Annotated in this window: 19 protein-coding genes and 1 pseudogene; 11 read left to right on the forward strand and 9 right to left on the reverse strand. The window is 60.8% G+C overall.

Features of this window, described 5'->3' with window-relative positions; all coding sequences use genetic code 11:
- Nucleotides 1–77 precede the first annotated feature (77 nt).
- The 5 genes from JNB88_RS12095 to ppa all read left to right on the forward strand — a co-directional run bounded on the left by JNB88_RS12095 (nucleotide 78) and on the right by ppa (nucleotide 7,729).
- The gene (locus JNB88_RS12095; protein WP_220355663.1) at nucleotides 78–1,655 is read left to right on the forward strand and encodes an alkaline phosphatase D family protein; all 1,578 of its coding nucleotides are present in this window, start codon (nucleotides 78–80) and stop codon (nucleotides 1,653–1,655) included.
- Nucleotides 1,656–1,781: 126 nt separating this feature from the next.
- Nucleotides 1,782–3,599 carry a translational GTPase TypA gene (gene typA, locus JNB88_RS12100; protein WP_113360267.1) on the forward strand — a complete coding sequence of 606 codons (1,818 nt, stop codon included), beginning with the start codon at nucleotides 1,782–1,784 and terminating at the stop codon, nucleotides 3,597–3,599.
- A gap of 204 nt (nucleotides 3,600–3,803) precedes the next feature.
- On the forward strand, nucleotides 3,804–4,310 hold the full coding sequence (locus JNB88_RS12105; RefSeq protein ID WP_220355664.1) for a GNAT family N-acetyltransferase: 507 nt from the start codon (nucleotides 3,804–3,806) through the stop codon (nucleotides 4,308–4,310).
- A 135-nt stretch (nucleotides 4,311–4,445) separates the two neighbouring features.
- Nucleotides 4,446–7,094: an AMP-binding protein gene (locus tag JNB88_RS12110; protein ID WP_220355665.1), complete on the forward strand. Its 2,649-nt coding sequence runs from the start codon at nucleotides 4,446–4,448 to the stop codon at nucleotides 7,092–7,094.
- Nucleotides 7,095–7,192: 98 nt separating this feature from the next.
- Nucleotides 7,193–7,729 carry an inorganic diphosphatase gene (gene ppa, locus JNB88_RS12115; RefSeq protein WP_220355666.1) on the forward strand — a complete coding sequence of 179 codons (537 nt, stop codon included), beginning with the start codon at nucleotides 7,193–7,195 and terminating at the stop codon, nucleotides 7,727–7,729.
- On the opposite strand, the pseudogene JNB88_RS12120 reads toward ppa, so the two are convergent.
- Both JNB88_RS12120 and JNB88_RS12125 read right to left on the reverse strand, forming a co-directional pair.
- A pseudogene (locus tag JNB88_RS12120) lies at nucleotides 7,730–8,045 on the reverse strand (DUF167 domain-containing protein).
- Nucleotides 8,042–8,332 carry a YggT family protein gene (locus JNB88_RS12125; protein WP_223217173.1) on the reverse strand — a complete coding sequence of 97 codons (291 nt, stop codon included), beginning with the start codon at nucleotides 8,330–8,332 and terminating at the stop codon, nucleotides 8,042–8,044. Before JNB88_RS12125 ends, JNB88_RS12120 begins: the two are co-directional and overlap by 4 nt.
- 139 nt (nucleotides 8,333–8,471) lie before the next feature.
- On the opposite strand from JNB88_RS12125, the gene JNB88_RS12130 reads away from it, so the two are divergent.
- Nucleotides 8,472–9,710, forward strand: a complete 1,239-nt coding sequence (locus JNB88_RS12130; RefSeq protein ID WP_220355667.1) for an MFS transporter — start codon at nucleotides 8,472–8,474, stop codon at nucleotides 9,708–9,710.
- A 13-nt stretch (nucleotides 9,711–9,723) separates the two neighbouring features.
- Here the strand turns inward: JNB88_RS12130 and JNB88_RS12135 are convergent, their stop codons facing one another.
- The 6 genes from JNB88_RS12135 to hemC form a co-directional block, all read right to left on the reverse strand.
- Nucleotides 9,724–10,491 carry a glutamine amidotransferase gene (locus JNB88_RS12135; RefSeq protein WP_220355668.1) on the reverse strand — a complete coding sequence of 256 codons (768 nt, stop codon included), beginning with the start codon at nucleotides 10,489–10,491 and terminating at the stop codon, nucleotides 9,724–9,726.
- Nucleotides 10,481–10,966, reverse strand: a complete 486-nt coding sequence (locus tag JNB88_RS12140) for a tellurite resistance TerB family protein (protein WP_220355669.1) — start codon at nucleotides 10,964–10,966, stop codon at nucleotides 10,481–10,483. The genes JNB88_RS12135 and JNB88_RS12140 overlap by 11 nt, the downstream gene beginning before the upstream one ends.
- Nucleotides 10,967–10,981: 15 nt before the next feature.
- On the reverse strand, nucleotides 10,982–12,571 hold the full coding sequence (locus JNB88_RS12145) for a heme biosynthesis protein HemY (RefSeq protein WP_220355670.1): 1,590 nt from the start codon (nucleotides 12,569–12,571) through the stop codon (nucleotides 10,982–10,984).
- Between the two features lie 3 nt (nucleotides 12,572–12,574).
- Entirely contained in the window at nucleotides 12,575–13,795 is a 1,221-nt protein-coding gene (locus JNB88_RS12150) for a COG4223 family protein (RefSeq protein WP_220355671.1), read from the reverse strand.
- An 86-nt stretch (nucleotides 13,796–13,881) separates the two neighbouring features.
- A complete protein-coding gene (locus tag JNB88_RS12155) occupies nucleotides 13,882–14,589 on the reverse strand; it encodes a uroporphyrinogen-III synthase (protein ID WP_220355672.1) in 708 nt (235 codons plus the stop codon).
- Between the two features lie 7 nt (nucleotides 14,590–14,596).
- Complete coding sequence (gene hemC, locus JNB88_RS12160) at nucleotides 14,597–15,526, reverse strand: hydroxymethylbilane synthase (RefSeq protein ID WP_220355673.1); 930 nt, start codon at nucleotides 15,524–15,526, stop codon at nucleotides 14,597–14,599.
- A gap of 73 nt (nucleotides 15,527–15,599) precedes the next feature.
- Here hemC and tsaD point away from each other — a divergent pair, with 73 nt between their 5' ends.
- Genes tsaD through JNB88_RS12185 form a run of 5 tightly spaced genes read left to right on the forward strand, consistent with a single transcriptional unit; the run spans nucleotide 15,600 to nucleotide 19,070 of the window.
- Entirely contained in the window at nucleotides 15,600–16,697 is a 1,098-nt protein-coding gene (gene tsaD, locus JNB88_RS12165; protein ID WP_220355674.1) for a tRNA (adenosine(37)-N6)-threonylcarbamoyltransferase complex transferase subunit TsaD, read from the forward strand.
- Nucleotides 16,694–17,677: an NAD(P)H-dependent glycerol-3-phosphate dehydrogenase gene (locus JNB88_RS12170; RefSeq protein WP_220355675.1), complete on the forward strand. Its 984-nt coding sequence runs from the start codon at nucleotides 16,694–16,696 to the stop codon at nucleotides 17,675–17,677. The genes tsaD and JNB88_RS12170 overlap by 4 nt, the downstream gene beginning before the upstream one ends.
- A gap of 10 nt (nucleotides 17,678–17,687) precedes the next feature.
- Nucleotides 17,688–17,981: a YciI-like protein gene (locus tag JNB88_RS12175; RefSeq protein WP_007794196.1), complete on the forward strand. Its 294-nt coding sequence runs from the start codon at nucleotides 17,688–17,690 to the stop codon at nucleotides 17,979–17,981.
- 2 nt (nucleotides 17,982–17,983) lie between these two features.
- On the forward strand, nucleotides 17,984–18,415 hold the full coding sequence (locus tag JNB88_RS12180; protein ID WP_220355676.1) for an EVE domain-containing protein: 432 nt from the start codon (nucleotides 17,984–17,986) through the stop codon (nucleotides 18,413–18,415).
- 7 nt (nucleotides 18,416–18,422) lie between these two features.
- Complete coding sequence (locus JNB88_RS12185; protein ID WP_220355677.1) at nucleotides 18,423–19,070, forward strand: class I SAM-dependent methyltransferase; 648 nt, start codon at nucleotides 18,423–18,425, stop codon at nucleotides 19,068–19,070.
- On the opposite strand, the gene JNB88_RS12190 is transcribed toward JNB88_RS12185, so the two are convergent.
- Nucleotides 19,060–19,584 (reverse strand): hypothetical protein, encoded by a 525-nt coding sequence (locus JNB88_RS12190; RefSeq protein WP_220355678.1) that lies wholly within the window; start codon nucleotides 19,582–19,584, stop codon nucleotides 19,060–19,062. The two genes, JNB88_RS12185 and JNB88_RS12190, sit on opposite strands and share 11 nt — an antisense overlap.
- Between the last annotated feature and the right edge of the window lie 299 nt (nucleotides 19,585–19,883).

Genomic DNA, 19,883 nt, shown 5'->3' on the forward strand with positions numbered 1-19,883 from the left:
CGGTCATGCCGCCTTTAAGCGAATGACATGACTGCCGCCATAGTTTCGGCCCTCCCGTTAGCCGGATAGACCTTGGCATGACATTGACTGAAACGACCCGTCGACGCTTCCTCTCATCCATGGGCGCCGTTGGCGGATTTGCACTGGCCGGGCTGGCGATGCCCTATTACGCACGCGGCTCGTCCAGTCGCCCAGTCTTTACTGCGGGCGTGCAATCCGGCGATGTCGATGCGAATTCGGGTGTGGTCTGGGCGCAAGTGAGCCGGCCGGCACGACTCTATGTCGAGTATTCGACGAGCGATCGGTTCGCCAATGCCGTGCGTGTCGCGCCCATAGACGTGACGCCGGATACCAATCTGGCGGGAAAGCTGCTGCTCCAGAATCTCCCTGATGATCAGGAGATATTCTATCGCTTCCGCGCGGCCGACCTGCAGGACGTCAACGATCTGTCGGAGCCGATCCATGGCCAGTTTCGCACGGCGCCGGCGGGTAAACGCAACATCCGTTTTGCGTGGTCCGGGGATACGGCCGGCCAGGGCTGGGGCATTGATTACGAGGGGATGCGCACCTATTCGACGATCGCCTACCACCGGCCGGATTTCATGATCCACTCCGGCGACACCATCTACGCGGACAATCCCATTGCCGACGAGGTCCGGCTGCGTGACGGCGGCATCTGGAAGAACCGCATCGTCACCGAAGCAAAGCGCGACATTGCGCAGACGCTCGACCAGTTTCGCGGGCAGTGGGCTTATAATCTGCTCGACGATCATGTGAAGGCATTCAACGCGGTCTGTCCGGTGTTCTATCAATGGGATGATCATGAGGTGCTGAACAACTGGTCGCCGTCGACCGATCTTCTTGATGACGATCGCTACAAGGAAAAATCCATCGCCACGCTTGCGGCTCGCGCCAGTCGCGCTTTCCACGAGATGACGCCGATCCGCTACGTGGCCGATGAGCCGGGCCGGATTTATCGCAAGGTGTCTTACGGTCCGCTGCTCGACGTCTTCTTCATCGACCTGCGCTCCTATCGAGGCCCGAACAGCCATGGGCTGGATGCCGAGCCAACGCCGGAGTGTCGGCTTCTGGGCGAGCGGCAGGTGGCGTGGCTGAAGCGCGAGCTGGTGCGCTCGACGGCGACCTGGAAGGTCATCGCCTGCGATCTGCCGATCGGGCTGGTGATCTGGGACGATTATGGCCACCGGACGGGCAGCGAGTCGATTTCCAATGGTGACAATGGCGCCCCGCGCGGCCGCGAGCTTGAGTTTGCCGATCTGCTGCGCTTCATCCGCGATGCCGGCATAACGAACATGATCTGGCTGACAGCCGACGTGCACTATACGGCTGCGCACTACTACGATCCTGGCAAGGCCAAGTTCCGCGAGTTCCTGCCCTTCTGGGAGTTCGTGGCGGGTCCGTTGCATTCCGGAACCTATGGTCCGCAGGAGCTCGACATGACGTTCGGGCCGCAGGTGAAGTTCATGAAAGCCGCACCCGGCGGTGCGGAGCAGAACCTGCCGCCATCAGCTGGCATGCAGTTCTTCGGGCTTGTCGACATCGACGGGCAGACCGAGCAACTGACAGTGAGGCTGATGGATCGGAACGATACCGAGCTGTGGCGGACGACGCTCGATCCGCAGATATCGAGTTGATCTCCATGCATGGCAGGCAATCCGGCTTTCCCCCCTTTCGCAAAAGCGAAAAACACTGTATGAGCCGCCCAAATGAAATTGGCGCCTTCTCCCAGCGCGGCGCCCCAGCCTCAGAGATCTAGACATATGGCACTTCGCAACATCGCGATTATCGCGCACGTTGACCATGGCAAAACGACACTGGTTGACGAACTCCTGAAACAGTCCGGTTCGTTCCGCGAGAACCAGCGCGTTGCAGAACGCGTCATGGACTCCAACGACCTGGAAAAGGAACGCGGTATCACGATCCTTGCCAAGGCGACCTCGGTCGAGTGGAAGGGTGTTCGCATCAACATCGTCGACACCCCCGGCCACGCCGACTTCGGCGGTGAAGTCGAGCGTATCCTGTCGATGGTGGATGGCGCGATCGTTCTGGTCGACTCGTCGGAAGGCCCGATGCCGCAGACGAAGTTCGTGGTCTCCAAGGCGCTGAAGGTCGGCCTCCGCCCGATCGTCGCGATCAACAAGATCGACCGTCCGGACGGCCGCCACGAAGAAGTCATCAACGAAGTGTTCGACCTCTTCGCCAGCCTTGATGCGACTGACGAACAGCTCGATTTCCCGATCCTCTACGGTTCGGGTCGCGATGGCTGGATGAACGTCAACCCTGAAGGCCCGAAGGACCAGGGTCTCGCGCCTCTGCTCGACCTCGTGCTCAAGCACGTTCCGGAGCCGAAGGTCGCCGAAGGCCCGTTCACGATGATCGGCACGATCCTGGAAGCCAACAACTTCCTCGGCCGCATCATCACCGGCCGCATCAATTCCGGTTCGATCAAGCCGAACCAAGCCGTCAAGGTCCTCGCCCAGGACGGCAAGACGATCGAAACCGGCCGTATCTCCAAGATCCTCGCGTTCCGCGGCATCGAGCGGACCTCGATCGAAGAAGCGCATGCAGGCGACATCGTCGCGATCGCCGGCCTTTCCAAGGGCACGGTTGCCGATACCTTCTGTGATCCTGCTGTCACCGAAGCGCTGACCGCGCAGCCGATCGATCCGCCGACCGTTACCATGTCGTTCATCGTCAACGACAGCCCGCTCGCCGGCACAGAAGGCGACAAGGTTACCTCGCGCGTCATCCGCGACCGTCTGTTCAAGGAAGCCGAAGGCAACGTCGCGCTGAAGATCGAAGAAGCCGAAGGCAAGGATTCGTTCTACGTATCCGGCCGCGGCGAATTGCAGCTCGCCGTTCTGATCGAAACCATGCGCCGCGAAGGCTTCGAGCTCGCCGTGTCGCGTCCGCGCGTCGTCATGCACAAGGATGACAGCGGCAACACGATGGAGCCGATCGAAGAAGTCGTCATCGACGTCGACGAAGAGCATTCCGGCGTCGTCGTGCAGAAGATGTCCGAGCGCAAGGCTGAAATGACCGAGCTGCGTCCTTCGGGCGGCAACCGCGTTCGCCTGGTGTTCAATGCACCGACCCGCGGCCTGATCGGCTACCAGTCGGAACTCTTGACCGACACGCGCGGTACCGCCGTGATGAACCGCCTGTTCAAGGACTACCAGCCCTTCAAGGGCGAAATCGGTGGCCGTACGAATGGCGTTCTGCTTGCCAATGCTCCGGGCGAAGCCGTTGCCTACGCCATGTTCAACCTTGAAGATCGCGGCCCGATGATGATCGAGCCCGGCGAAAAGGTCTACATGGGCATGATCATCGGCATCCACTCGCGCGACAACGACCTCGAGGTCAACGTCCTCAAGGGCAAGCAGCTGACCAACATCCGCGCCGCCGGCAAGGACGAAGCTGTCAAGCTGACGCCGCCGATCCGCATGACGCTCGACCGCGCTCTCTCCTGGATCCAGGACGACGAGCTGATGGAAGTGACGCCGAAGTCGATCCGCCTGCGCAAGATGTATCTCGACGCCAACGACCGCAAGCGCTTCGCCAAGGCGAAGACTGCCTGAGGCGAAACCGCTTCGTAGAGACTTTGAAACCCCGGCCATCGCGCCGGGGTTTTTATTTTGTGTGCTGCGTCGAATCCTTCTTGTCGCAATAGTTAAAAAAGCGTTAAATTTCAGCTGTCGTCCACATGTTAAGTCTGTGGGCAATCGGCCTTAATGCATTGGTGCATATGGTTAATTGTCCGCAACGGGACCAGAGTACGCGTTATGAAGACGTTGTCGATCGATGTTCGGCGGGCCGAACCGCACGATTCCCGAGCTATATCGGAAGTGCATCGGCTTGCGTGGCAACACACCTATGCGGGGATCATTCCGCATCGCGCGTTGCGGCAGATGATCGAGCGTCGCGGAGAAAACTGGTGGCGCAAGGCAACGCGTGGACCGGCAACACTGCTCGTTCTCGATGTTGCCGGCACTGTCGCTGGTTACGCAACACTCGGCCTCAATCGGGCCCGCGCCCTGCCGCAGGAAGGCGAGATCTACGAACTTTATCTTCGTCCCGAATATCAAGGCATTGGTCTCGGGCACATGCTGTTCGGAGAAGCGAGGCGGCTCCTGAAGTCTCTCGGATGCAATGGAATGGTCGTCTGGTGCCTCGAAGAGAACGAAACTGGCGCCCAATTCTATCGCAGTCACGGCGGTGTCGACTACTGCGAAGGTATGGAAACCTTCGACCAGAAGCAGCTAAAGAAAATCGGCTTCATCTGGGGTTGAGCGCGATCTCTCCTCGGTCGCATTTTTCGCAAGTATCGCTTGGTTGACAAGGCTTATTCAAGCGCAGAAACTTGCAAATCACATTCAACTTATATAAGTCGCGGCTCACGTTTTGATGCGGGCGGGGGAGCAATCATGTCGGATGGCTTTTGGACGGCTATCGATCGGATGGGCGATCGACCGGCCCTTCTGGTGCCATCCCGACCCGCGATCACATATGGCGAACTCGCCGGCCGCGTTGCCTCGCTGAGGCGCGAAATTGGGCCCGGCAAGAAGCTCGTCGCGATAGAGGCCGCGCAATCCGAACACTCGATCATTGCGTACCTCGCGGCGCTTTCGGGAGGGCATGCGGTGGCATTGCTGCCGCCCGAGGATGGGATCGCCTGGTCATCCTTCCTGGAGCGATTTTCCCCTGACCTCGTCTATCGGCGCGAGAGTCAGCGCTGGCGCCTGACTGCGACAAACGTCCCAGTCCCCGCAGCCTTGCATTCCGACCTTTCCTTAATGCTGGTGACATCAGGCAGCACGGGCAACGGAAAGGCGGTCAGGCTGTCGAAGACGGCTGTAGCCGCAAATGCTGCGCAGATTGTGCAGTATCTTGGTCTCGGCGAAAATGACACCGGTGCGCTTGTCCTGCCGCTTCATTATTCCTACGGGCTATCGGTGCTCAATTCCCACCTGCTGGTCGGGGCCTCTATCTGGATGCCCGGAACCTCGGTACTCGACCCGACTTTCCTCGACGACTTCAGGGCGGCACGATGCACGAACTTCGCAGGCGTCCCGCATTCCTATGAGCTCCTGGAGCAGCGCGGATTTCGCCAGCAGCAATGTCCGGATCTTCGCTTCATGACGGTTGCGGGTGGTCGCCTGGAGCCGGACATGGTGCGGCGCTATCACGGCTTGCTGCAGGATCGCGGGCAACGTTTCTACGTGATGTACGGCCAGACCGAGGCGACGGCGCGAATTGCCTATGTTCCGCCAGAGCACCTGCCACGTAGCGCAGACGGAATCGGTGTTGCCGTACCGGGTGGTGAATTGCGCCTGGTGGATGACGAGGGGACGACGATCACGAGCGCCGACGTTGCCGGTGAGCTCGTCTATCGCGGGCCGAACATCATGATGGGCTATGCCGACACGCGTGCGGATCTGGTGCGCGGTGCCGATGTCGATGAGCTTCGGACCGGCGATCTTGCCGTGCGCGATGCAAATGGCTTGTACCGGATCACAGGTCGCTTGAGGCGAATGTCGAAGATCGGCGGCGTACGGCTCGGCCACGACTCGCTCGAAATCGCGCTTGCCGAACGCGGCATCTCTGCCGCAGTTGTCGGCAATGACCAACAGCTGCTTGCGGCCTTCACCGGGCCGCACGACGAAACGGAAGTTCGCGAGGAACTAGCGCTGCTGGCAGGCATCGGTCTGCCCCAAGTGCGCGCCATGGGCCTCCCCGAGCTACCACGTCTGGCGAATGGCAAAACCGACTACCAGCAGCTTCGCCTGCATTTGGAGCAGCCGTGCGCGAAGGAAGAGGCAACCGTCCTCGGGTTATTCCGCGAGGTATTCTTCCCCCTGCGAGTTTCTCCGGAAGACAGCTTTGTCGACCTGGGCGGCGATTCCTTGCGTTATCTTGAACTTACCGTCGGTCTTGAGCGGTTGCTCGGGAGCGTACCGGACGGTTGGGAAAAGATGAGCGCCGGCGCGCTGTCCGCAATGTCACGTTCCGCCAGCGGCCAGCCAACCATTGCCAGCGATATTTTCCTCAGATCCATCGCGATCCTGCTGGTAGTGCTGCATCATGCCACTCCCTGGCCTATTCCCGGCGGCGCCGGAGCAATGCTGGTGCTTTGCGGATACGGGTTGGCACGGTTCCAATCAAAGGCGCTTTTTGCCGGCGATTTCCGGCGCTTCCTGCGGCCGCTCGGTCTCGTTCTCTGGCCGTATTACCTTGTCGTCCTCGGCTTCAGCATCGCCTGGTGGAAGATACCTTGGGCGTCGGTGTTTCTCGTCGGGAATCTAGGCTTCGCCGAACCTGAGCGCCACGAAATGCTCCCTTACCTCTACTGGTTCGTGGAAGCGTTTGCGCAGCTTCTGATCTTCTGGGGATTGCTGTTCACAGTGCCGCCCGTACGACGGTTTGCCACGCGGGATCCATTCCGCTTCGGCATGCTCATGTTGGCCGTTGCCGTGGCGATGCATTTCGTTGTCCCTGTTCTCTGGCCGGTCGGCCAGAGACAGATATTCACCCTTGCCTGGGTCTTGCACCTTGCGGTCTTCGGATGGTGCGCCGCCTTTGCGAACTCGATGGCAAGGCGGATGGCGGTTGTCGTCGTTGCCTGTCTGGTCATGCCGCTCATGGCTTATACCGGTGGGAACTGGGCGGGGGCGTGGTTCCTCTATGGCATGCAGGTGCCGGTGCTCGCGGTTCTCCTCTATGTACCGAGGGTTAGATTGCCGGCACCGGCAGCGGCACTGTTGGTTTCGATCGCAGCGGCGAGCTACCATATATACCTGCTGCACCGTATCGTCCCGGAGGTCTTGTTCGATACCGGGAATCCAGCGACGTTTTCAGCTCCGTTCCCGGTCGCAATATCAATTGCCTCGGGGATAGTGACAGGTATTCTGGCCTATCGGCTGCAGAGGAGGATCGCGCTCGGCCACCATCTGTGGCGAGGGGGCAAACAGCTTGGACGCAGACTGCGCCGCATCTCCTCACAGAAGGAAGGGGTATTGCTCGGATCCGGCAATACACTTGCCCGGGAACGGCACGGAAGTCAGGCATTGCGGTGAGCGTCGCTCGGCTCCCGGCGGCAAATTGCCGAAGCTTGTTGCGTTGCGGGATGATTCCCATTATCTGGCAACCATCGAAATCTTAAGAGGGAAGCTCTATGCGCATTGACGCGATTTCCATCGGCAAGAACCCGCCGGAAGATGTCAACGTAATCGTTGAAGTGCCCGTCGGCGGTCACCCGATCAAGTACGAGATGGACAAGGAAGCCGGTACGCTGGTTGTCGATCGTTTCCTCTATACGCCGATGACCTATCCGGGCAACTACGGCTTCGTACCGCACACGCTGTCTGAAGACGGCGATCCGATCGACGTCTTGATCGCCAGCACCCGTCCGCTGGTTCCGGGCTGTGTCATCAACGTGCGCCCGATCGGCGTTCTCAAGATGGAAGACAACTCGGGCAAGGACGAGAAGATCATCGCTGTGCCGTCGCCGAAGCTGACGCTGCGCTACGACAAGGTGAAGGATTATACCGATCTTCCTGATATCACGGTGAAGCAGATCGAGCACTTCTTCGAGCACTACAAGGATCTCGAACCCGGCAAGTGGGTGAAGATTTTCGGCTGGGGCGACGCGAAGGAAGCCGGGCAGCTGATCCTTGAAGCGATCGAACGCTTCAAGAAGGACAAGGCTTGATTAGCGCTCGACCAGAGCAGTCAAATTTCTGATCAAATCCTCCGGCTCGGCATCGATCCGGAGGATTTTTTTTGCGCGACGTTTCGCCTGAAACGAAGCTGACCGACGACTTCGCAACACCAAGTGACTTGGCTATCAACGCGATCAGTGCCTTGTTCGCCTTGCCCTTCTCGGCAACGGCACTCACTCTTGCCTTGAGGTACGACCTGCCCTCGGCATCTGTCTCCACGCCGTCTATCGCGTCACGCCCGCCATTGGGCGTGAGACGAATGGACAGAGATATGTGATCGGGGGATGCAGTCCAGGGGTGGCCTATGCGACCAGCGGGAAGATTGAATTCCACATCAACGACCGCAGGAAGAAGATGATCAGCAGCAGGATGATCGGGGAGATGTCGATGCCGCCGAGATTCGGGAGCACGCGACGGATCGGTCGCAGCAGCGGTTCGGTCACATTGTAGAGGAACATGCCGACCGAATTGACGAACTGGTTGCTGGAGTTGATTACGTTGAACGCATGCAGCCAGGAAAAGATAGCGCTGGCAATCAGGATCCAAGTGTAGAGATTCAAAGCCAAATCAATGGTTTGAAATAGCGCGAGCATTGTAGTCTCCAGTTCGTTGTTGACAGACATGTAGACATTGGCGACTAAACGGGCAAGTGCTGTCTCGAAACGCATTGTAAATCATGTTTAACAGCGGCGTCGTGTGTTGGCGTCCTGCTTGCTGCCCTGGAAAGCCTTCATGTCCTTTTCGCCAACTGGAGATCGTTTCGCGGCGTTCCGGCATTCGTCCTACGCCCGGTTCTTCGTCGCACGGTTTTTGCTGTCTTTTTCGCAGCAGATCGTCAGTGTTGCCGTCGGCTGGCAGATGTACGACCAAACCGGCAGCGCGATCTATCTCGGGCTGATTGGCCTTGTGCAATTTCTGCCGTCGCTGGTCTTGATCCTTGTTACAGGATCCGTCGCTGACCGACACAATCGGCGAGCGATTGCCGCGATCTGCTCACTCGTCAGCGCGCTGTGCACGCTGGCGCTTTTGTTGATGACGATAACAGGCACGTTCTCGCCATTGCCTGTATTCGCTGTCCTGCTGATTTTCGGTATCGAGCGCGCTTTCATGTCGCCGGCAATGCAATCGCTGGCGCCGAACCTTGTGCCGCCGGAGCATCTGTCCAATGCCATCGCCTGGAATTCGTCTTCATGGCAATTGGCGGCCATCACCGGTCCGGTTCTCGGTGGTCTTCTGTATGGCATCAATCCTCATACGGCCTACACGGTCGCGGTCATTTTCGCCGTGTTCGGTGCTACTCTCCTCTACATGATCCCGAAACCGCAGCAGAAGACGACTGGCGAGGCCAAGAGCTGGGACATGATCCTTGGTGGCTTTCGCTTCATTCGTGCCGAAAAGGTCGTGCTTGGTGCCATTTCCCTTGATCTATTTGCCGTTCTACTAGGTGGTGCAACGGCGCTGATGCCGATCTTTGCGCGCGACATCCTGACGCTTGGTCCGTGGGGGCTTGGGTTGCTTCGCTCGGCGCCTGGTGTCGGTGCGATTGCCATGGCGATCTTCCTCGCGGCTTATCCGCTGAGGCACCGCGCCGGGATCTACATGTTTATCGGTGTCGCGCTGTTCGGGCTTGGGACGATCGTCTTCGGATTTTCGACCAACACGGAGCTGTCGATTGCGGCGCTAGCGCTCATGGGTGCAGCCGACATGATCTCCGTCTATGTCAGGGAAAGCCTGATCGCACTCTGGACGCCGGACCAGCTTCGAGGTCGCGTCAACGCGGTCAACATGGTGTTTGTCGGCGCCTCCAACGAGCTTGGCGAGTTCCGCGCCGGCACGATGGCGCACGTGTTCGGCGCCGTGCCGGCTGTTATCATCGGCGGTATTGGCACGCTTGCTGTAGCGGCGATCTGGGCCACGAGCTTCCCGAAGCTGCGAGGGATCGACACGCTCGATGCGCCTGAGCGCGGTTGACTAACCTGGGCCTTCAGGGAACAGGCGCGCGCTCGACCGGGGCCGCGGCCTTCCCTGTCGTTGTCGCCTTCTGCGCGAAGACGATATCGAGGAATTCATTCAGCCATGCCTTCAGCGGGGCATCGAACAGCATCCGGCCCTCCAGATGCTCGCGACCCTGCTGTGCATTGGGGAGAATGAAGCGGTGCGCACCGTGAACGACCCAGCGGTGCATCATCGCGCGTGTCAGTTCGGCATGAAACTGCAGGCCCCAGGCGTGGCCACCGTACCGAAAGGCCTGGTTCGGATAGGCGTCGCCTTGCGCAAGCAGCTCCGCCCCATGCGGCAGGTCGAAGCCTTCGCGATGAAAGTGGTAGACCATCCGCGGCCAGTGCATGAGCATGCGGCCTTTCTCCGTGGCATGCAGTGGATACCAGCCGATCTCGGTGGACCCATCGGTGTTTGCCTGCACCTTGCCTCCCAGCTGTCTCACCAGCATCTGCGCACCAAGGCAGATGCCGAGCAGCGGTCGCTTTTCCCTGAGCGGTACGTCGAGCCAGTTGATCTCCGTCTTGACGAAATCATCAGGGTCATTGGCGCTCATCGGCCCACCGAAGACAACGACACCCGCATGTTTGGCAAGTGTCGAGGGCAGCTTGTCGCCGAGAACCGGGCGGCGAATGTCAAGCCGATAGCCCTTCTCGACGAGAAGCTGACCGACCCGACCGGGGCTGGACCGTTCCTGATGCAGAACGATCAGGACCGGACGTTTGTCGTGTTCCTGCAAGAGGTCAGTCGGCATCGTCCTGCACCACCTCGGCGTCGGTGACCCGCCGCGCCGCCTCCTGCCGCTTCTGGATACGTTCGCGAGCGGAAACGCCGAGAAGTTCGGCGATGCGCCAGATCGCGTCATCCTCCATCTCGCTGCGCTCGCCATCGGCATAGACGATGTCCCAGAGGATTCCTATCAGCTCGAGCCGCTGTTCCGTGTTGAGGTGGCGCTTGAGATCCGAGGTGAAGCGATAGTAGTCGACGGCATCGCTTTCCGCTTCCTGGCCGGCGGCGATCAGCGCATCCAGTTGCTTGCCGTCGAGACCATACTGGTCCTTCAGCAGCTTGCGGAGCCGCTTGGTCTCGCTGTCCTTGACCTGCCCGTCGGCCTCCATGACCTGCATACAGAGCGCGGCAACTGCGATGCGCGGGTCATCGGGCGCGAAGCCTTTCTTGGCATTGTCGGAAGTCAGATTCTGAAAGAATTCCTGAAAGCGTTCGAACATTTAGGTCCTGTTTGTCTAGAAAAGGCGAAGCCGTGTCTTGGGTTCAGGCTCCGCTGCTGGATTGCGAACGCCGGGATCGTCCGGCAGTCCGCCGAAGAAGGGGCGCGGTTCGGGTGAAATGGCAGCTTCCGCCGCCTGTTTGGCTGGTGCGGGCGTACTGGGGAATGGACGCGCCGCTTCCGCTATCGTTGCCGCCCGCTCGAGTTCGATGACGCGGTGGTCGTTTACCGGGCCCTCCGGACGGACTTCGCGCACCGGCGGCAATGTCTTTAGCGCTCTCTCTATGGATATAGTCGTGCCCTCATCGCCCGCCTCCACGTGGTCGAACGGCGCCTTCCAGACAAAGGCGTCCAACCGACCCGTAACGGGCGAGAGCGGCAGCCACTTGTCGGACACGAAGCCATCCGCAACCCATGCCGGATCGCGCGGCGCCTTCACGGCCTGAGCGAGCCAGTGGCGAACGCGGCCCTGGTCTCCCGTTTCGGCGCCTTCGATATCGGCGAGCAACAGGAAGGCGGCTTCGCGTGGCTCTATACGGGCAGCGGCTTCCGCCTTGGTCCGAGCCTTTGCGAAATCCTGCGTGTCAAGAGCAGCCTGTGCCACGAGAAGCAGCGACTCGACGTTGTTTGGTCTCATCCCTTCGAGGCGCTCCGCGCGCTTCAGGCGGTCTGCGGCAGAATCCCCGCTGCGAGCCCGCACATAGGTGCGGCCGATATCCGGGTGCGGTGTCGACTTCCATGCCTGTTCGAGAATGGATGCAGCCTTGCGCAGCTTGTCTTCACGAAACAATGCCTTTGCTGCAACAATTGCTGCGGGTTCGAAATCTGTGGCCAGCTTGAGGGCATGCGTGGCATCGTCGCGCGCGCCAGCCGGATCGTTTTCCAACTTCTCAGTCGCGCGAGCGGTCAGCAGCACAGCACGCAGCCGGTCCGCCTCCGCCTTGTCGATCACGCGGCCTGCCTTTTGTTGCTCCAGCAGGCGCAGCGCATCGTCCCAGCGGCCTGCCCGGCTGCGATACTCAAGCGTCGCCTGAGCCGCCCAGGGCAGATAGGGTGCGTTGTCGGCGGCCTTTTCGGCATATTGACGGGCAGCTTCATCGGCGCCGAGCCGACGGGCTTCCAGATACAGCCCGCGCAAGCCAAGCTCGCGCGTCTCGGGATCGTTGGTCATTTCCTCAAACTTGGCGCGGGCCTCATCGTGGCGGCCTTCGATCAAGGCAGCTTGGGCCTCCAGGAGAGCGATCAACGGTTCCTGGTCGGCGCGGATCAAACCGCGTGAACGTGCCGCCATCTTGCGGGCCATCAATGCATTTCCCGCGCCAGCCGCTATCAGGCCTGTCGACAGCGCCTGATAGCCGCGATCGCGCTTGCGGGCACGAAAGTAGCGGTTGACGGAGTAGGGTGATGTCCAGATCGTCCGCAGCAGCCACCACAGGATCATCACCAATGCGATGAGTGCAATCAGGGCGCTCGCGGCGACAGTGAGCCGGGTCTGGTAAAGCTGCCCTTCCCAGATCAGCGAAAGGTCGCCGGGACGATCGGCCAGCCAGGAGAAGCCGTAACCGAGTGCGAGCACGAGGAGCGCAAAGATGACGAGCCTTACCATGCCTCAGCCCTCCTTGCCGGTGTTCGAAACTGCCTTGGAAAGGGCAGTGCCAACGAGATCCTCGACGCGTATGCGAGCCTCAAGCGATTGCTTGAAGGCGGCTGATGCCTGTTTCGCTTCAGCCGGCAGGTCGGCCCATTCGGATGCCGCGCCTTGCAGATCGCCATTCTTGACCTTGTCTTCCAGGCGGGCAGCGATCGCTTCAACGCTCTCGCCTTCAATATTGCCGACGGGGCGGACCTTGACCAGAGATTTGGCGCTCGCCATCAGGCGGTCAGACCAGCTCTGGTTCGGATCCACTTGATTGACGGAATCGACGATCGCCGTTGCCACGTCCGGAACTTGACGAATGAGCTCCGCACGCGAGGGAACGCCCGTTTCGGCGAAATTGCGCAGATCTGCGGCTGTCGGATCATCCGGCGAGACGCCGGCAAAGGTGTCGAGTTCGGCAACGAAGGGACCACCGCGATCGATGGCCGCCTTGAGCGCGGCTGCTGCGATCGCCTTGGCAACGGCAACGTCCTGTCGCGGCTCATTCAGCTTCTTTTCGGCTTCCGCCAGACGTTGCTCGATACCGGTAGCGTCTGAGACTTTCTGTTCCGCTTGAGAAACGGTGCCGCGCAGTTGATCGATCTGACCGGTCAGATCGGCAATCTTCTGATTGAGAGCATCGATCGCGCTTGTGTCGGTGGCAACCGCCGTCGGCTCCTTGGCCGTCGCTTCCAACGCAGCGATGCGCTGTTCCAGCGCGGTGCTATCTGATGCTGGGGGAGGAGCAGCGGCGAGAGCGGCGACCGATTGCTTCAGGTTGCCGATTTCGGACGAGAGATCGCTGACGTCGGCTGCTGGCACCGCAGCGGGAGCGGAAGGGCCGGGCAGGTAGCCCGCATACTGAATGGCCCCTGCACCGACCAGTGCGATCAGGCCGCCGACGATACCGGCGGCGACCAGGGCCGACGTGCTGCCCTGCTGTGGGGCGGCAGGCGGCGGAGCCTGTTCGTCGCCCGTCGGTTCGGCGGCCACGATTGTTTCGTCGCGAGCGGACGGCGGCGCGTCAGAAGATTCCGGTTCGGCTGGGGTGTCGCTCGAAGGGCTTGATTCGCCGATTGGTTCTTCAGCCTTCGCTTCGGCATCCTTGGCAGAGGCAAACTCCTGCGCTTCCAGATCGATGGTGACCGGCTCTTCGGTGCTCTTCGAATGGCGAGGCGGGTTTCCTGGTGCCATGAGATCCTCATACTGATGCTATGCGACGAAACTAGTCAGTGATGCCAGTTAAGAAAAGAGGTTAGATGAAATTTGGGCATAGGCGCTCAAAGAAGCGACAGGAGGCTGCGCTCTTCCGGCGCTGGTGCCGTGCTCACGGCGCCCCGCAGCGGCTCCGGGACTGCCTCTGCGACGGAGCTGCTGAGGCAGAGGAAGCGCGTTCCAAGCAGATTACCCAGACCCACTTCCTCCTCGATCATGCGGAAATAGCTTTCGGCGGTTTGGCGCGAGTAAAGCAGGACTGCATCTGGACGTTGATGCGCGAAAATCGCGTGTAGCGTCTGCGGTTCGATCCGTATCGGCTGCATCCGATAGCACTCCACCACGTTGATCTGCAGGCCGATTTCTCGGGCACGCTTCTCGAAGGCTTCCGCTCTCGGCAGGCCTGTCAGATAGAGAACGGGGGCACTGGCCTTTTCCGCAATTGTGCCGGCAAGTTCATGGCCGTTGCCGCCGGATGCCGTGACGGAGACGAAACCTATCGCGCGTGCTTCTTCGGCGGTTGCCTCGCCGACCGCAAAAACGGGGCGTACAAGGTGATCGGCGAGCTCAGCGCTTTTTTCGGCGAGCGCCCTGATCGCTTCGGCGCTGGTGATGGCGATGCTGCCTTCGGTCGTCTTCAGGGCGTGCAACGCTGTGTCAGCATCATGAACGGGCTGTGCGAGTGGGAGCAATATTGGCTCGTGCCCCAATTCGCGAAGGCGCCTCGCGGTGCGCTCGCCCGAATGCCGAGGACGGGTCACGAGCACACGCATCGGGATCTCAACTCCAGTCGTCGAAGAAGGTGCTGCCGGCGCGTGCCCGGATTTCCTGCCCGGCGCGAGTCCCGAGGGCGGCGGCATCGCGCCGATTGCCATCGACCGTGACGGCATGCTGGCTGCGGCCGTCAGGAGTGATGATCAAGCCTGAGAAGCGTATTTGGTCGCCTTCGCAGATAGCGTAGCCGCCGATCGGCGTGCGGCAGGAACCGTCCAGCGCGGCAAGGAAGGCGCGTTCACAGGAAACGGCGTCAAACGTCGCCGCGTCGTTGATCGGGGCAAGCAGCGCATCAATACGCGAGTCGCCAATCCGGCTCTCGATGCAAATCGCACCCTGCGCCGGCGCGGGTGGGAAGGTGTCGGCAGCAAGGATATCGGTGATCACGTCGACCTTGCCGAGGCGTTTCAACCCCGCAAGCGCAAGAAGCGTCGCGTCGACCTGACCCTCCTGCAGCTTTCTCAGCCGCGTATCGACAAGCCCGCGAAAGGTGATGACGTTGATGTCGGGGCGCATACGGCGGATCAGCGCCTGGCGGCGAAGCGACGAGGAGCCCACCGTCGCGCCGTGAGGCAGATCGATCAACCTGGGCGCAGTGCGCCCGATCACCGCGTCCCGGACGTCCTCGCGCGGCAGGTAGGCGGAAAGACAGAGACCATCGGGAAGCCGGGTCGGCATGTCCTTGGCGGAATGCACTGCAATGTCGAGGTCGCCGCTTGCGAGCTGCTGTTCCAGTTCCTCGGTGAACAGTCCCTTGCCGCCAATTTCCGCCAGCGAACGGTCGGTGATACGGTCACCCTTGGTGCTCAGCACGACGACTTCGAACATCTCCTCCGGCAATCCATGCGCTGCCATCAGCCTGTCGCGTGCTTCGTGAGCCTGGGCGAGCGCCAGCGGGCTACCTCGGGTGCCGATCCGGAAAGGTTTTGTTTGCATCCGCATTGATCCGTTGTTACCGGAGTTCCTCGTAAACGGGTTTAAGACCCATCGCAATCAACGATCAGGTTTCATGGCGCCATTTCTACGCATCCTCGGCATCGAAACAAGCTGCGACGAAACCGCCGCGGCAGTGGTCGAGCGTGCTGTCGACGGGCAGCCGACGGTGCGTTCCGACGTCGTCCTGAGCCAGTTGGAGGAGCACAGCGCCTATGGCGGCGTTGTGCCCGAGATTGCCGCGCGCGCTCATGTCGAAGCGCTCGATACCCTGATCGACGAGGCCTTGAAACGCGCCAATGTGTCGCTCTCCGATATCGACGCCATCGCGGCGACCTCGGGACCCGGCCTGATCGGCGGTCTGCTTGTCGGCCTCATGACCGGCAAGGCGATAGCCAAGGCATCCGGAAAGCCGCTTTATGCGGTCAACCACCTCGAGGGGCATGCCTTGACGGCACGGCTGACGGATGGGCTCGCCTTTCCCTATCTGATGCTGCTCGTTTCTGGCGGTCATACGCAGCTTATTCTTGTCCGAGGTGTCGGGCAATACGAGCGCTGGGGCACCACGATCGATGACGCGCTTGGTGAGGCTTTCGACAAGACAGCCAAGCTGCTGAGCCTGCCTTATCCCGGTGGACCTGCTGTCGAGCGCGCTGCCAAGAGCGGTAATCCGGATCGCTTCAACTTTCCTCGGCCTCTGGTCGGAGAGGCAAAACTCAATTTCTCCTTCTCCGGCCTGAAGACGGCTGTGCGGCAGGCCGCGAGCGAAATCGCGCCGCTGACGGAGCAGGATGTCGCCGACATCTGCGCCTCCTTCCAGAAGGCGATCTCGCGCACGCTGAAGGATCGCATCGGCCGCGGGCTGCAGCGCTTCAAGGCGGAGTTCCCTGACGTCGATGGTGGGCCGGCGCTTGTGGTTGCCGGCGGAGTCGCTGCCAATCTCGCGGTTCGCAGCACCTTGCAGACGCTTTGTGACAAGCATGGCTTCCGTTTCGTCGCGCCGCCGCTCAGGCTGTGCACCGACAACGCCGTGATGATTGCCTGGGCAGGTCTCGAGCGTATGGCCACAGGCGTCGAGCCGGATGATCTCGACGTGCAGCCGCGCTCGCGCTGGCCGCTGGATTCCAACGCCGAGACGCTGCTTGGCTTCGGCAAGCGTGGAGCGAAAGCATGAGCGAAAAGATTGCCGTCATCGGAGCCGGTGCCTTTGGAACTGCGCTTGCCGCAGTGATTGCCTTGACGGAGCGCAACGCGGTTACGCTGGTCGGACGAGACCCTGAGTTGATCGCAGACCTGAAGGCCGAACACCTGCACGACGCCGCCTTGCCGGGTATCGAGTTGCCAGAGTCGCTCGGCTTTTCCGCGGAACCGGATGCGATCGGTGACGCCGACATCGTGCTCTTCGCGATGCCTTCACAGGCGCAGGCGGATGCGGCAAGACAATACCGGCCCTATCTTGCAAGCAATGCGATCGTTGTGACCTGCGCCAAGGGCATCGAGAGGGCGACAGGCAACCTGTTGACCGACATGCTGGAACGAGAGATTCCGGCGCATGCCATTGCGGTGCTGTCAGGACCGGGGTTTGCCGCCGATATTGCCAAGGGACTGCCGACGGCGATGGCGATCGCGGCGTCGGATATGGAAGTAGCCGAACGGCTGGCACACGCGGTCTCGGGGCCGACATTCCGGCTCTACGCCTCGTCCGACCGGATCGGTGTGCAGCTCGGCGGAGCACTAAAGAACGTTCTGGCGATCGCATGCGGCATCGTCGAGGGAGCGGGTATTGGCGATTCGGCGCGCGCGGCACTGATTGCGCGTGGGCTTGCCGAGATGTCGCGCTTTGTCGTCGCCAAGGGTGGGCAGGCGGATACCGTGCGGGGGCTTTCCGGCCTGGGCGACCTGGTGCTGACGGCGACCAGCCATCAATCGCGTAACCTGCGTTTTGGCATTGCCCTCGGCCGAGGAGAGACGGTCGATCCGGCGCATGGGGACCTCGTGGAGGGCGCTTTCGCGGCAGCCGTGGCATCGCGCCTTGCGCAGTCGCTCAATGTTAGCATGCCGATCACCGATGCCGTTTCCGCTATTATCGAGGGCAAACTCGGCATTGCCGAGGCCATCGATCAGCTCATGACGCGTCCGATAACGACTGAATAGGAGTTCCGATATGCTCTTTGCTCTCCTCTGCAAGGATAAGCCCGATCATCTCAACGTTCGCATGGAGGCAAGGCCTGCCCACGTGGAGCACCTCAACAAGCTCAATGCCGAGGGTGTGTTGAAGATGGCCGGCCCATTCCTCGATGGCGAAGGCAAGCCGTGCGGCAGCCTGGTCATCATTCACGCCGATACGATCGAAGCGGCAAAGGCGCTCGCGGATAGCGACCCCTATGCGAAGGCCGGGCTCTTTGAGAGCGTCGACATCAAGCCCTTCAATTGGGTCTTCAATAATCCGGAGGCATGAGCGTGGCGCACTGGCTTTATAAATCGGAGCCCTCGGCGTGGTCGTGGGAGCAGCAAAAGGCGGCCGGCGAGAAGGGCACCGAATGGACCGGTGTCCGCAACTATCTCGCACGCAACAACATGCGGGCGATGCAGCTTGGCGACAAGGGCTTCTTCTACCACTCCAACGAAGGTCTCGAGATCGTTGGCATTGTCGAAGTCTGCGCGCTGTCTCACCCTGACTCGACGGCCAAGGGTGACGACCGCTGGGATTGTGTCGACATTCGCGCCGTCTGCGATATTCCCAAGCCGGTTTCGCTGAAGGACATCAAGGCCAACGAGAAGTTCGCCAAGATGTCGCTCGTGACCTCCATGCGGCTTTCGGTCCAGCCGGTAACGGATGAGGAGTATCTGGAGATCTGCCGGCTCGGCGGCCTCGACAATCCACCGCGTTGAGTTGTCGTTGAAAACCGATCCCGAAATCTTCATCCGCGCCAATACTAGTCCGATGGCGCCGCCGCATGTGCCCGAAATTCGGCTGAATCTGGCGGACGAGGCCCACGACTTGTGGCTAAGGACGGAAGAGGAGCTTGCGGAAATCGGTCTGCCGCCACCCTTCTGGGCGTTCGCCTGGGCCGGTGGCCAGGGGCTGGCGCGCTACATACTCGACCATTCCCATGTCGTGACGGGCAAGCGCGTTCTCGATTTCGCCACAGGCTCCGGCCTCGTGGCGATTGCTGCGAAAATGGCGGGGGCGGCCAACGTCGTTGCGGCGGATATCGATCCTTGGACCGAAGCGGCCGTGCGGTTGAACGCTGCGTTGAACAAGGTCGAGATCGACTTTGTCGGGCTCGATCTGATAGGCAGCAATGTCGACGCGGATATCCTGCTCGCTGGGGACGTCTTCTACGATAGCGACTTTGCCGCGGCGATCGTTCCGTGGTTCGAGATGCTCTGCCACCAGGGCATCACCGTTCTCGTCGGCGATCCAGGCCGAGCCTACCTTCCCAAGGAGCGGCTGGAATTATGCGCGGTGTATCAAGTACCCGTCACGCGGGCGCTCGAGGACAGTGAAGTGAAGAGAACGACCGTCTGGCGCTTCACGGTCTGATGACGCAGACACCAGCCTCGTAAGAGCAACTGCTGCTGCTTGTCGTGACGTTGATCACCTTCGCTTTGGGAGCAAGGGCAATGCCTCGCTGCTGGGCAGGGAAGCTATAGCCGCTGGCGCTCACATAGGTCCCGCCGTTGGTATCGTACACGTAGGAAGATCCCGCATAGGTGCCGCTCACGCCCCCGCTCAACGGCGGTTGAGCGAGGACAATGACGGTGCGTCCGCCGTAGCCGCCATATCCATTGTTGCCGCGATAGGGCAGCGAGGCGCGCTTGATGAACGGGGTGCGACCAGGGCGATAGGCGGACCGGCCGTATCCATCAGAGAAACGGACGCGCCCATCGTTCCATCCGCGGAAGGGGCGTCCGACGATTGTGGGAGTGTGGTGCCTGATGAATCCCTTGCCGCCGTGACGAGAGAACGAATTCTTGCCGAAATCGCCCGCTGAGGTCGGCAGCGCGATCAGAGCCGCTGCGGCAAGCGAAACGAGCGTGGAGACAATCTTCAGCATCGCGCGGAACTCCGAAAATGAAATGCTTAACAAAGTGTTAACGGCAAAATGCGCCAAAACTCTTGGATTGTCCAGAAGACCTTGTGCCACGTCAGGCGGCTGCTGGCGGTTGCGGCCGCTCAAGCGAGGTTCGCGCCACCCAGAGACGCAAATCGATTAAATTAAATTCGGGGTGCAATTATACTTGTCGTTAGGGGCTTACGTGATTAAACGTCGCCATTGATGCGACGCACACAAACAAATTTGTCATTCGTGTGATCGCCTTGAATGCTCCGAAAATGCGGAGCGCAGAGAAGACG

It is taken from the genome of Rhizobium cauense (assembly GCF_019511525.1).
Taxonomy (GTDB): Bacteria; Pseudomonadota; Alphaproteobacteria; order Rhizobiales; family Rhizobiaceae; genus Rhizobium; species Rhizobium cauense.